Here is a 12400-nt window from a genome sequence, read left to right as displayed (position 1 = left end):
GACCAATGGTGCCTACGTTTACGTGCGGTTTCTTTCTTTCAAATTTTTCTTTAGCCATTTTGGAACACCCTAACTACAACAAAAACAAACCTAAATCTGGAGCTCATAACCGGATTTGAACCGGTGACCTCTTCCTTACCAAGGAAGTGCTCTACCTACTGAGCTATATGAGCGAGTAATTTACCCCGAAATGGAGCGGGTGATGGGAATCGAACCCACGCAATCAGCTTGGAAGGCTGGAGTTCTACCATTGAACTACACCCGCAGATCCCATAAATTTGGTGGTGGAGGGGGGAGGATTCGAACCTCCGAAGGTAGAACCGGCAGATTTACAGTCTGATCCCTTTGGCCGCTCGGGAACCCCTCCGTTACTTATTCGATCAATTATCCTTATTTCAAAAACTCCAGTCAAGTGTTTTTTTAATTCAGCCGAAGTAACAATCAAGCTCCAATTGAACTCAAATCACCCAAAACCAACGCATCCATGCTTTTCGCTAACTCGCCAAACAAACCCAGCATTCGAGCCTGACCATCACAAGACAAACTGGACAACACATAGTCCGCCACACCCACCCCCGCAACAGGACGACCTATACCAATTCTCAACCTGTAGAAATCACGAGTGTCTATATGAGCAATGATGTCACGCAACCCGTTATGCCCACCATGCCCCCCGTCTTTTTTAATCTTGACAACGCCTTCGGGAAGCTCTAGCTCATCATGAACCACAAGCATTTCTTCGGACTTAAACTTGTAATATCGCAAAAACTTACCGACAGACAAGCCGCTTTTATTCATAAAAGTCATCGGCTTTAGCAATACAAGCCCGCATCCGCCAATATTGCATTCAGCCACCTCTCCGGAAAACTGACTACTGCTCGACCAACCAGCACCAGCAAGCCCCGCCAGATATTCCACAAACAAAAACCCGGCATTGTGCCGGGTTTTTTCGTACTGCCGCCCAGGATTACCCAGACCAACAATCAGCTTAATCATTCAAACAAGACTTCAAACACTATTAGTCAGCAGATTCCACAGATCTTGGCTTGACTATTTGAGCAACCGGATGATCATGCTCAGCACCATGCTGCAACGCTGCAATCTCAACACCGGCCGGCAAAATCAAATCAGACAAATGTATTGTCGAACCAACATCTACACTAGCCAAATCTACTTCAATGAATTCCGGCAAAGCAGAAGGCATACACAACACCTCCACATCAACCATTGCATGATTGACCAAACCACCTTTTTTAACGCCTACCGAAATAGCTTCATTGATAAAATGCAAAGGAACATGAACTTTCAATTTATGCGTATCATCAACACGCATAAAGTCCATATGCAACACTATCGGCTTTGCAGGGTGCCTTTGTATATGCTTAAGAACAGCTTTTTCTGTTTTGCCGTCGATTTTAAGATCAAGCACATGGGAATAAACCGCCTCATGCACCAAATGCTTAACCACTTCATTATGATCCAGCAACAACATCTCAGGAGCACCACTACCACCATATACTACTGCCGGGACCTTACCCTGACGACGAACAACTTTGGCCGCGCTACTGCCCGAGGCACTGCGAGCTTCTGCAACAAATTCAAATACGTTAGCCATTTTTTTCTCCAAAAGCTTGTTCCACAAGCACTACTTTAATTCTTATCAGTCAACATAAAGCGAGCTTACAGACTCGCCCACAGCTATCCGACGTATTGTTTCCGCCAACATTTCCGCAACGCTTAGCTGCCTAATCTTATCAATCCCGGACAATTCTGTAGTCAACGGTATCGTATCCGTAACTACCAATTCATCAAGAACGGAATTTTTAACATTTTCCGCGGCTGCACCAGACAACACCGGATGAGTACAGTATGCAACAACCTTTTTGGCACCATTTTTCTTGAGCGCCCCTGCCGCGTGACACAAAGTACCCGCCGTATCAACCAAGTCATCCACCATGACACAGGTACGACCCTCTACATCGCCGATGATATGCATTATCTCCGACACATTCGGACGCGGCCTTCGCTTGTCGATTATCGCCAAATCAGCATCACCCAGACGCTTTGCAATGGCTCTAGCCCTCACAACACCACCAACATCCGGCGAAACCACAATCAAATCTTCGTATTCTTGCCGCCAAATATCACCTAGCAAAATTGGCGAAGCATACACATTATCAACTGGAATCCCAAAGAATCCCATGATTTGATCTGCATGCAAGTCAACAGTCAACGCCCTGTCAGCCCCAGCATTACCTATCATATCCGCAACCAATCTTGCAGTAATGGGCACCCTAGCCGACCTCGAGCGCCTATCTTGCCGCGCATAACCATAATACGGCATAACGGCAGTTATTCTCGCCGCAGACGCTCGCCTCATAGCATCGATCATTACCAACAATTCCATTAGATTTTCGTTGGTAGGCGCGCAGGTAGGCTGTATGACAAATACATCCCTACCTCTAACATTTTCTTCTATCTCAACAAAAATCTCGCCATCACTGAAACGACCAACCGTGGCCATGCCGAGGCGCATATTGAGCTTCTTCACAATACCTTCAGACAACGCCTTATTGGCATTCCCGGAAAATACCATTACCGAGGCCTCACGCATTCAAGCACTCCTAAGGAACTATTGTGTGGAGATTATGGCTGGGCTGCAAGGATTCGAACCTTGGTATGCGAGGATCAAAACCTCGTGCCTTACCGCTTGGCGACAGCCCATTAAATTGATTAAACAGATCCTTGTCTTAATTTTTCATACAGAGGCGAAACATTAAGTCCTCGAGCCAAATAAACTAACCAACTCTGACTCAACACAGAAAATGCCTCACGCGCCGACTCTTCCGAATCGAACTGGGCAAATACACAAGCCCCAGTCCCCGTCAATCTTGCTTCTGCATATTGAGACAATGCATCCAATGCATTACTCACCGGCTTATATAACTTGCTAACGACCGGAAGACAATCATTCCGCCAATCGCCTGCAATGAAGTCGCGCATTGTGATGGGTTTGCTATCTCTTGTCAACTCTTCCGTCAAAAAAATCTGTTTCGTGTTCACATGACAATCCGGCTTGATTACCACGACCCATTGTTCCGGAATCGTTATGGACTTTAATTCCTCACCAACCCCCTCACCCCAAGCGGTGTATCCATAGACAAAAACAGGCACATCGGCACCAAGCTGCAAGCCCAACTCCATCAATTCTTCTAATGGTAAATGCAGATTCCACAACCTATTCAGCACCACCAGCGTAGTAGCAGCATCGGAACTACCACCACCCAAGCCACCACCCATAGGCAAATTCTTTTCGACATCGATACACACCCCGGATGCACACCCAGTATATTGTCTCAATAAGTTGGCGGCGCGAACGGTTAAGTCTTCGTGTTCCGGGACACCAGGAATCGGATGACGTAAATAAACCCGGCCATTTTCCGCAGGATAAAATGTTATCCAGTCACACAAATCAATAATCTGAAATACTGTTTGCAGTAAATGATAGCCATCTGGGCGACGCCCGGTGATTCTCAGCATTAGATTCAACTTAGCCGGCGCAGGCCATTTCTCACCCCAACCCATCACCTGTTCTTGCATTCCCGTCACGACAAATCCCATTGATCCACTATTAATTTGATTCTTGTCTTATCTTTTTCCGCATTGATTTTTCTCGGCAGTAATAAGGCGTTAACATGCTGCATTTCTCTGAAACCAACCCGCCATCCGGCCTGAAAAAATCCATCAACCTGCTCGACAAACGACTGCTCCGGGTCAGGCAAGCCAAGCACCCAATACCTCAAAGCGCTCACAGGAATCGCGACACCTAACTGCTCCGCCAGCACCTCTTCTGCAGGCCCGCGAAATTCTTTGTGATTGTCGCCGTCATCCACCGCTACGAAAGCAGCTTCGACAGTGATCATCAGTTTACCCTGAGCCAATGGCCCCGAAAGCTCAATATCATCTCTCCCAGAGCGATGCCGCCAACTCACCGACGCAGAAAACGAATCCTTCTCATCAGCCAGAGCCAATCGCCCCTCAAAATACCATTGCTGTTGCTGTTGCAACACCCTCATATCTTGCGATCGGTAGGCCTCGCCCGGCTTTTCTGACAATAAAGAACAGCCGGACAAGAACATCACAGCTAACAAAAACACACCGCCCTTAAAAATCATTGCCCGTTTTGCAAAAAGCGTTTTTTAAACTCCAACAAATATTCGTCATCAGGAGATTTTTTATAAACACTGTCGAAAAGCTCTTTTGCTTCCTTTTTCTCACCCAAAGACCAAAGCACTTCGGCAATATGCGCGGCAATTTCATTTTCCGGCTGCTTCTCGTAGGCTCTACGCAAAAATTCCAGCGCCCGCTCAGGCTTTCCGAGCTTAAACTGCAACCATCCGTAGCTGTCTATTACTACCGCCTCATCGGGCTGCAAACTGAGAGCGCGCTCCAAATATTTGGCCGCCTCCTCATAGCGCTGTGTCCTATCGGTCAAGGTATAACCCAACGCATTCAGCGCCCCCACATCGTCCGGCTTTTGCTCTAAAATTTTCTGCAGGTCGGATTCAAGCACATCCAGCTTATCCAAGCGTTCGGCAACCAATGCCCGTGCATATAGTACTTCGCGATTATCGGGCATGTCTTTTAAAGCCAGTGTCAGAACATCAAAAGCTTCCTGGTATTTACCCAATTGATTGTAGAGCTCTGCCTTAACCATCAAGACCCGCAAATGCTGCTCAGGATATTTGTTATCCATGCGCTTGATGCGGGCCTCGATCTCCTCGAAGCGTTTTTGATTCATCAACAAAGACACCGCTGCCATATCCGCGTCGAATGCGTAATTGCCGTCGCTCACCCGATCAAACCAAGTTAATGCCTTATCGGGGTGCTGTTGATCAACTTCAATCTTGCCCAAGTAAAAACTAGCCTGCCCTTCCCACTCGGGATTATTCAGCAACTTCTCAAGTACGTTTTCAGCCTTATCGATCTGGCTTTGCTGCATATATACCAAAGCCAAGGTAAACAGCGTTTCAGCATCATCCGGCTTGTCTTCCAGCACACTCTGGCAAAGCTTTATCGCATCGTCGTAGTCGTGACCGTTAACCAACACTTCCAACAACATCTTTCTCAGCATCCTATCTTCCGGCGCCGCCTTAAGCGCCTTTTCCAAAGAGGCGCGCGCCTTAGACAAGTCGCCGGAGCGTCCGGCCAGCTGTGCCTGCAAGATCACAGCCTTATTCCAATCAGGCTGGATTAACAATGCTTGATTAACTTTCTGCTGGGCCAACTCGTTATTTTGCAGAACCGACGCCAAAACTGCCTGCAAGAAAAACACACTGGCTTGATTAGGATGCTCAACAGCCAACTCTTCCAACACGTCATAGGTAAATTGTGTGCGACCTTCTTTTTCCATCAACTTGGTCATTTCCAGCACACCAGCCTCAAAACCGGCCGGATCATCTGCCAGCATGGCATTGAGATTTTCGACAGCCGCCTTTTGATCTGAATTTTTAATCGCCAGTAACACGGCAAACTTTCTCGCCGCTAAATTCTTACCGTCCTTAGACAACCAAACCGTCAAGGCCTCACGGGTACGCTGCTCGTCTTTTAAAAACAAACCGATTTTGACTGCCCGCTCCGCAATCCGCGGATCATCCACTCGCTTAGCGGCCTGCAAATAAGCATCCATGGCCAAATGGTACTGATTACGCTGCCCTGCCAATTCCGCGGCCATCAGCAAATACAGCACCTCTTCGTCGATCACTGTGTTGCGATTAACTCTGCTTTCCAAACCCTCAGGCTTGACTGGCAAACCTTCTGCCTCAGGCTCTTTCTCAGGAGAAACCGCACATCCTGACATCGATAAAAACATTGCGATGGCTATCCATTTTTTCATGCAATCAATTGACCCACTTTTGAAAAACTATTGTCGATAGATTACCAGAAAAAGCCCCTGAATCAGACTGTCGTTTCATTGTATTTGGACAAAAACAGCGCATTCCTTAAAATAGTGCACTTTTCTTGTGCTATTGTTCGCAACCGATGACTCTTCTTGCCGTAGGGATAAATTACAATACAGCGCCGGTCGCCATCCGCGAACGCTTGGCGTTCCCGACGGACATGCTCGATAACACGCTGAAAAACTTGTGGAATCTTCGCGAAATCAGCGAGGCGGCCATTCTATCCACTTGCAATCGCACCGAATTTTACTATCAGGCCGACAGCGACAACCAATCCTCGTTGGTAAATTGGATAGCCGACACCAAACAGATCAAACCCGCCGACTTCACTCCTTATCTTTACAGCTACAAAGATAGCCAATCGATAAGACATATGTTCCGCGTGGCCTGCGGACTGGATTCGATGATCCTGGGCGAGCCGCAAATTCTCGGCCAAATGAAAACCGCCTACCATGCCGCTTCACAAGCCGGCACCTTGGGTCGAAATCTCAGCAAATTATTTCAACACACGTTTTCCGCTGCTAAAAAGGTCCGCACCGACACCGCCATCGGCTCCAGCCCGGTGTCTGTCGCATTTGCCGCCGTGCAACTGGCACAACAAATTTTCGACAAACTCAGCGAACAAACCGCTTTATTGGTAGGTGCCGGCGAAACGATAGAACTCACCGCCCGCCATCTATACCAACACGGCATCGGCCGCATCATCATTGCCAATCGCACTTACGACAAAGCCCATGCCTTGGCGATGCAGTTCAACGGCTACGCGATCAACCTCGCCGAGTTGCCGAATCACTTGGCGGAAGCAGACATTGTCGTATCGTCCACCGCCAGCCAATTGCCGATCCTTGGTAAAGGCCGCGTAGAAAGCGCGATCAAAATCCGCAAGCACAAACCGATGTTCATGGTCGATTTGGCCGTGCCGCGCGACATCGAAGCCGAAGTTGCGCAGCTACGCGATGTTTATCTGTATACGGTTGACGATCTACAAAACACCGTCAATCAAAACATGGACTCGCGCCGCCGCGCCGCCGAGCAGGCCGAGGAAATTATCGACACTCAAGTCGAACACTTTATGGCCTGGCTACGTTCTCAAGGCGCACAGGAAACCATCCGCGATTTCCGCACTCAGGCCGAGCAAACTCGCGACGAAGCCTTGCAAAAAGCTTTAGCCCAACTCAACAGCGGCGCAGCCGCCGACGAAGTATTACAGCGCCTCGCTTACACCTTGACCAACAAACTGATCCATACACCCTGCGCGCAACTGCGCGAGGCCGGCGCCAACGAACGCCACGACCTGATCGCCGCTTCCCGCGAAATTTTCAAATTACGATAAGCCACTGAATGAAACCCTCGATACAAACCAAACTGGAAAACCTCGGCGAACGCTTCGAAGAAATCACCGCCCTACTGTCACAACCGGAAGTACAAAGCAATCAAAACCAATTCCGCAGCCTGAGCCAGGAATACGCGCAAATCGAGCCGCTGGTCGCCTGTTACAAAATCTATCAGGAAAACGAAGCCAATCTCGAATCAGCCCAGGAAATGGCTAAAGACAGCGACCCGGAGTTACGGGAAATGGCCAAAGAAGAAATCCAGGCCGCCGAAGCCCAACGCGAGGAATTGACCCAACAACTGCAAATCCTGCTGCTGCCAAAAGACCCGAACGACAACCGCAACGTGTTTTTGGAAGTACGCGCCGGCACCGGTGGCGACGAAGCGGCGATCTTCTCCGGCGACCTCGCACGGATGTATCAACGCTATGCGGAACGGCAAGGCTGGAGCACCGAGATTATCAACGAGAACCGCGGCGAACACGGCGGCTTTAAAGAAGTCATCATGCGCGTGGCCGGCCAAAACGTGTATTCGCAATTAAAGTTCGAATCGGGCACCCACCGCGTGCAACGGGTACCGGAAACCGAGTCGCAAGGCCGCGTGCATACTTCGGCCTGCACCGTGGCGATCATGCCGGAAGTCGATGCGGTCGACGAAATCGACATCAATCCGGCGGACCTGCGCATCGACACCTACCGCGCCTCCGGCGCCGGCGGCCAACACGTTAACCGCACCGAGTCCGCCATCCGCATTACCCACATCCCATCCGGCGTGGTCGTCGAGTGCCAGGATGAACGCTCGCAGCATAAAAACCGCGCCCGCGCCATGTCGGTATTGCAAGCCCGTTTGATGTCGGCGGCCCAGGAAAAGCAACACGCGGAACAATCGGAAAGCCGCAAATTACAAGTGGGCAGCGGCGACCGATCCGAGCGTATCCGCACCTATAACTACCCGCAAGGCCGACTCACCGACCACCGCATCAACCTGACGCTTTATAAGCTGGAAGAAATCATGGAAGGCGGACTGGAGCATGTGATTCAACCGCTGATTCATGAACATCAGGCAGAATTGTTGACTCAGCTGGGTAATGTCTAAGCAACCTGTATGGACAGATACCAGCAATACGATTCATAGCCTGGTAGCCTCTGCAAACGCAAAGCTAAGCGCCACATCCGAAACCGCAATGCTAGACGCCGAAGTATTGCTTTGCCACTGCCTGAACAAAAACCGCTCGTTTCTCAGAGCTTGGCCGGAACATCAGCCCGGCCCGCAACAAATCGCTCAGTTTCAAGTATTGGTAGAGCTGCGCGCGCAAGGCACGCCGGTTGCCTATTTAACCGGCCAACGCGAATTCTGGTCACGCAATTTCAAAGTCAGCCCGGATGTCTTGATCCCCAGACCCGACACCGAATTGCTGATAGAGCTCAGCCTGTCGCTATTACCTGCCGACCAGCCCTGTAAAATCATTGATCTCGGCACCGGCTCCGGGATAATTGCCATCACGCTGGCCGCCGAACGACCATTAGCCCAGGTATTTGCCAGCGATCTAAGCTCGGCGGCTTTAGAGCTGGCCCAATGCAATGCGCAGCAGCTCAAGGCTGGCAATGTATGTTTTGTGCAATCTAATTGGTTCAAAAACATCGAAGAAACAGACTTTGATTTGGTCGTTAGCAATCCACCCTACATTGCCGATAACGACCCGCACTTAACCATCGGCGACGTGCGCTTTGAGCCTGAAAGCGCTTTGATCAGCGCCGACAATGGCCTGCAAGACATTCGTCAGCTTGCCGAGCAAGCGCCTCTGCATTTAAAAGACAATGGCCAATTATTGGTCGAACACGGCTACAATCAGCAATCCGAGGTACAAGCCATTTTTCACGAATTTGGCTACCAGCAGGTCAACACCCATGCTGATTTATCCGGCAATCCACGAGTGACATCGGGAATATGGAAACCACTATGAACCACAAAGAAATTTCTCTGCCACGCAAACTTACCAACCAGTTACTGCACTTGGCGCAACTATCCCCGGATACCGAGGTTTGCGGCCTAATCGGCGCGGACAGCACCGGTATGCCGGTGTGCTGTTATCCGGTGACAAATAGTGCGGCCACCCCGGAGAACCGCTTTTTATTAGACGCCAGTCAGCAAATCGAAGCCATGCGCCAAATACGCGAAAAAGGCGAAACGCTATTTGCTATCTACCACTCGCACCCGCACACGCCGGCCCAACCGTCAGCGACCGACATCCAGGAAGCCAGCTATCCGGATGCACTGCATTTGATCATTTCCTTAAATACCAAGGGCGTATTGGAAATGCGCGGCTTTAAAATTGCCGGAGACAGCGCGGAAGAAGTGGAATTAAATCTGATTGAAGCTTAATCCAAGCCGTTGCAGCCCAAACCGCGTGCTCAATGCTCCCAAGACGCGGCATCTTCGATAGGTTCTAGATGCGTGTCGATGTCGATGTTGTCGAACCTGTCCTTGATTCGCTGCTCGATGGCTTCCAGCAAATCATGACCCTGCTGCACTGTCCAACTCCCAGGCACCAACACATGCACCGACATGAAACGTCTGGCGCCGGCGTAACGAGTCCGTAACGCATGATAAGCAATACGGTGGCCGGCCACATATTCATCCAACACAGCGACGATTTCCGCAATTTCCTCCGGCGATAAGGCGGCATCCAATAAACCGGACACGGTCCGGCGAATCAATTGCAAGCCGGCCCAGACGATATTGAACGCCACGCCGATGGCAATAATCGGGTCGAGTATTTCCCAGCCGTTCAGGCCCAATTGCTTGGCAAACGCCAGACTCGGCTCGAAACGGTTTGCCACCGAGATGATGGCGATACCGACCAAAATCCCGACCGTCGTCCAGACATCGGTCATTAAGTGCTTACCGTCGGCTTCCAACGTGATCGACTGCCGGCGCCGGCCGACACCAATCAAAACTCGGGCAACCGCCAAATTGATCAGCGAAGCAAACACCGAAACCGCAATACCCAGATCAAGTTGCTGCAGCGGCAGCGGGTTCCACAACCGTTCCCAGGCCGCATAGCCGATACTAAAAGCCGCCAACAGAATCATGATACCTTCCGCACCGCTGGAGAAATATTCGACTTTTTCGTGGCCGTAGGCATGGGTATCGTCCGGCGGCCGCGCCGAAATAGTCAGCACCACCAGCATGATGATCGCCGCCACCAAATTGATCAGCGACTCCAACGCATCGGACAGCAAGCCCACGGAGCCGGTCAACCAATAGGCATAGCTTTTTAATGCGATAGTACTGATTGCGGCAGCAATAGAGAGCCAACCGTAACGGGCTAGAGAGTGTTCACTCATAACTTTCGGAGTTTTTTTGATAGGCTAATCAGTCTAGCAGACTGTCTGACTCAGCACTCACCTTGTGCGGATATATTCACGTCGCTCCGTGATGATAAGGGTCAACGTGAGTACTCGAAAATATAGTGATAACAAAAAAGCCCCGATTCGCAAGAAACGGGGCTTTTATTTTTAAACCAGAAATTCTTTTGGAGCGCCGAGAATCAGCGCTCCGCCATCGATTAATAGTTGAACTGCAACTGGGTACGGATCAAATCGCCGCTGGCTTGCTGCAAGAATCCAGCTGCCGTTGTTTGCGTCTGAATTTGAGTACGATTCATCGTCGCATAAGCCACGGTTAACTCCAACGCCTTGTTGATTTGATACTCGACACCGGCTTCGACCTCGTCCACATTGACTCTTGGAGCGTTGGCGACACCCTTCCAGGCACCATCATAGGTTTGCCATTTGACATAAGGCATCATGCTACCTTTAGTACCGAATACGTTATCGATTTTATACATCGCTTGTACGTACCCACCTTCCAGATTTTGTCTCTCAATGCGATTGGCAGATGGATTAAGCGTAGGGCCTGCACCCCAATTCCATTCCGCCTGCAAACCAAACGGTTGCGGGAACAACACGGCGTGAACGCCAACTCTATCTTCGCTATTATCTCTTGCGGTCGGCGTGCCTGACCCAAATCTGCTGGTATAGGCACTGGTGGACCGGTTGAATCTTCCCGACATTGCATCCGCCCCCACTTCGATGACTTGCCCACGCAAGCCCATGAAACCTAAGTCAAACGGATAAGTCGAATGAGCGACCAAATATAAGTTGTCGTTAGCTTCCGCTTTGTTAATTCCCTGACCGTTATAAACACCCAAGCCCAAGACGCCGTAATCACCGGAGGTTTTCAGATTTTTCTTGGCTAGGTCTTTCCAAAGTTTTTGCACATCGCTAGGCGACCAATAGGCAAACAAACCCAGGTCACGTTCGCTGGGCACCGCGCTGTTCAATGCGTCGTCACGATCCAACGTCAGGCGGTTTTGCGAGGATTGCAGGTTTTCCCAACCAAACGGGACTTTGGATTGACCGGCACGGATTCGATATTCGTGAGCCTTATCAAAAGCCAAGTCGGCATAGGCATCCCGCAACTGCGCAAAGTTCAAATCACCGTTGGTGGTTGCGAAATCCGGTTGCAGATACAAGGAGATATACTCATTGATGTCGCCGGAAAATACCAAACGCACTCGACGCAAAGAAAAACCTTGATTGTTACCTATCGAGCCATCACCCACTGACTTCAACTCCGGCTCGCCCGCTGTTCTATCGCCGGATAGTGCTTGGTTATACCGCAACTGGGTATAGCCGCGAACATTGATTTTATTAAACCATTTTTCGTCGTTCTTGGCTTTGTCTTCGCGTTGCGCAACGATATGCTCGTCGAGCGCTTTCAATTCGTTGGTTTTCAGCTCAAGATCCTGCTTGATTTTGTCGATCTCAGCTTTTTGTGTTTGATTGTCGACTTCAACTTTTTTAGCAACCGTATCTTCGACTTTTTCAAAAGAACCCAACTTGACACGCCCCGGACCCGGCTCGGCGAAAATCTGCTTGGTTTTGGAATCAACATACAAATCCAGCGCCATCGCCTCGGCGCAGATACCCGAGCCAATAATGGCGACCACTGCCAGGCTCAGCTTAGAAAGTCTCATCAAATTTCTCCAATAATTATATAAATCAATGCGTTAACTCAATGATCACGATGACCAAAAAGCTTGA

Annotated in this window: 12 protein-coding genes and 4 tRNA genes; 4 read left to right on the top strand and 12 right to left on the bottom strand. The window is 49.9% G+C overall.

Going from position 1 to position 12400, the window contains the following annotated elements; translation table 11 throughout:
* Nucleotides 1–97 precede the first annotated feature (97 nt).
* The 10 genes from CWO84_RS06540 to CWO84_RS06495 form a co-directional block, all read right to left on the bottom strand.
* Nucleotides 98–173: transfer RNA gene (locus CWO84_RS06540), tRNA-Thr, on the bottom strand.
* An 18-nt stretch (nt 174–191) separates the two neighbouring features.
* Nucleotides 192–265, bottom strand: a tRNA-Gly gene (locus CWO84_RS06535).
* Nucleotides 266–282: 17 nt separating this feature from the next.
* Nucleotides 283–367 (bottom strand) — tRNA-Tyr (locus tag CWO84_RS06530).
* Between the two features lie 74 nt (nt 368–441).
* Nucleotides 442–996 (bottom strand): aminoacyl-tRNA hydrolase, encoded by a 555-nt coding sequence (gene pth, locus CWO84_RS06525; protein ID WP_033156111.1) that lies wholly within the window; start codon nt 994–996, stop codon nt 442–444.
* A gap of 22 nt (nt 997–1018) precedes the next feature.
* Nucleotides 1019–1615, bottom strand: coding sequence for a 50S ribosomal protein L25/general stress protein Ctc (locus CWO84_RS06520; RefSeq protein WP_033156110.1), 597 nt, complete (start codon nt 1613–1615; stop codon nt 1019–1021).
* A 45-nt stretch (nt 1616–1660) separates the two neighbouring features.
* Nucleotides 1661–2614 (bottom strand): ribose-phosphate diphosphokinase, encoded by a 954-nt coding sequence (locus tag CWO84_RS06515; RefSeq protein ID WP_033156109.1) that lies wholly within the window; start codon nt 2612–2614, stop codon nt 1661–1663.
* A gap of 35 nt (nt 2615–2649) precedes the next feature.
* A tRNA-Gln gene (locus tag CWO84_RS06510) sits at nt 2650–2724 on the bottom strand.
* 9 nt (nt 2725–2733) lie between these two features.
* Nucleotides 2734–3600 (bottom strand): 4-(cytidine 5'-diphospho)-2-C-methyl-D-erythritol kinase, encoded by an 867-nt coding sequence (gene ispE, locus CWO84_RS06505; protein WP_033156174.1) that lies wholly within the window; start codon nt 3598–3600, stop codon nt 2734–2736.
* A 5-nt stretch (nt 3601–3605) separates the two neighbouring features.
* Complete coding sequence (gene lolB / locus CWO84_RS06500; RefSeq protein ID WP_101052099.1) at nt 3606–4175, bottom strand: lipoprotein insertase outer membrane protein LolB; 570 nt, start codon at nt 4173–4175, stop codon at nt 3606–3608.
* On the bottom strand, nt 4172–5896 hold the full coding sequence (locus CWO84_RS06495; protein WP_240617982.1) for a tetratricopeptide repeat protein: 1725 nt from the start codon (nt 5894–5896) through the stop codon (nt 4172–4174). Before CWO84_RS06495 ends, lolB begins: the two co-directional genes overlap by 4 nt.
* Nucleotides 5897–6042: 146 nt before the next feature.
* On the opposite strand from CWO84_RS06495, the gene hemA reads away from it, so the two are divergent.
* Genes hemA through CWO84_RS06475 form a run of 4 tightly spaced genes read left to right on the top strand, consistent with a single transcriptional unit; the run spans nt 6043 to nt 9674 of the window.
* A complete protein-coding gene (hemA, locus tag CWO84_RS06490) occupies nt 6043–7293 on the top strand; it encodes a glutamyl-tRNA reductase (protein WP_101052097.1) in 1251 nt (416 codons plus the stop codon).
* 8 nt (nt 7294–7301) lie between these two features.
* On the top strand, nt 7302–8387 hold the full coding sequence (gene prfA, locus CWO84_RS06485; RefSeq protein ID WP_033156105.1) for a peptide chain release factor 1: 1086 nt from the start codon (nt 7302–7304) through the stop codon (nt 8385–8387).
* On the top strand, nt 8380–9255 hold the full coding sequence (gene prmC / locus CWO84_RS06480; protein WP_101052096.1) for a peptide chain release factor N(5)-glutamine methyltransferase: 876 nt from the start codon (nt 8380–8382) through the stop codon (nt 9253–9255). The genes prfA and prmC overlap by 8 nt, the downstream gene beginning before the upstream one ends.
* Nucleotides 9252–9674, top strand: a complete 423-nt coding sequence (locus tag CWO84_RS06475) for a M67 family metallopeptidase (RefSeq protein WP_101052095.1) — start codon at nt 9252–9254, stop codon at nt 9672–9674. Before prmC ends, CWO84_RS06475 begins: the two co-directional genes overlap by 4 nt.
* A 29-nt stretch (nt 9675–9703) precedes the next feature.
* Here CWO84_RS06475 and CWO84_RS06470 read toward each other — a convergent pair whose 3' ends face one another.
* Together CWO84_RS06470 and CWO84_RS06465 are read right to left on the bottom strand one after the other, a co-directional pair.
* Nucleotides 9704–10639: a cation diffusion facilitator family transporter gene (locus CWO84_RS06470; RefSeq protein ID WP_101052094.1), complete on the bottom strand. Its 936-nt coding sequence runs from the start codon at nt 10637–10639 to the stop codon at nt 9704–9706.
* Nucleotides 10640–10860: 221 nt separating this feature from the next.
* Nucleotides 10861–12333 carry a porin gene (locus CWO84_RS06465; RefSeq protein ID WP_101052093.1) on the bottom strand — a complete coding sequence of 491 codons (1473 nt, stop codon included), beginning with the start codon at nt 12331–12333 and terminating at the stop codon, nt 10861–10863.
* Nucleotides 12334–12400: the final 67 nt, after the last annotated feature.

Origin of the sequence: Methylomonas sp. Kb3 (assembly GCF_002834115.1) — a bacterium.
In the GTDB taxonomy this organism is placed as follows: Bacteria; Pseudomonadota; Gammaproteobacteria; order Methylococcales; family Methylomonadaceae; genus Methylomonas; species Methylomonas defluvii.
This window is presented reverse-complemented; position numbering and strand designations above follow the sequence as displayed.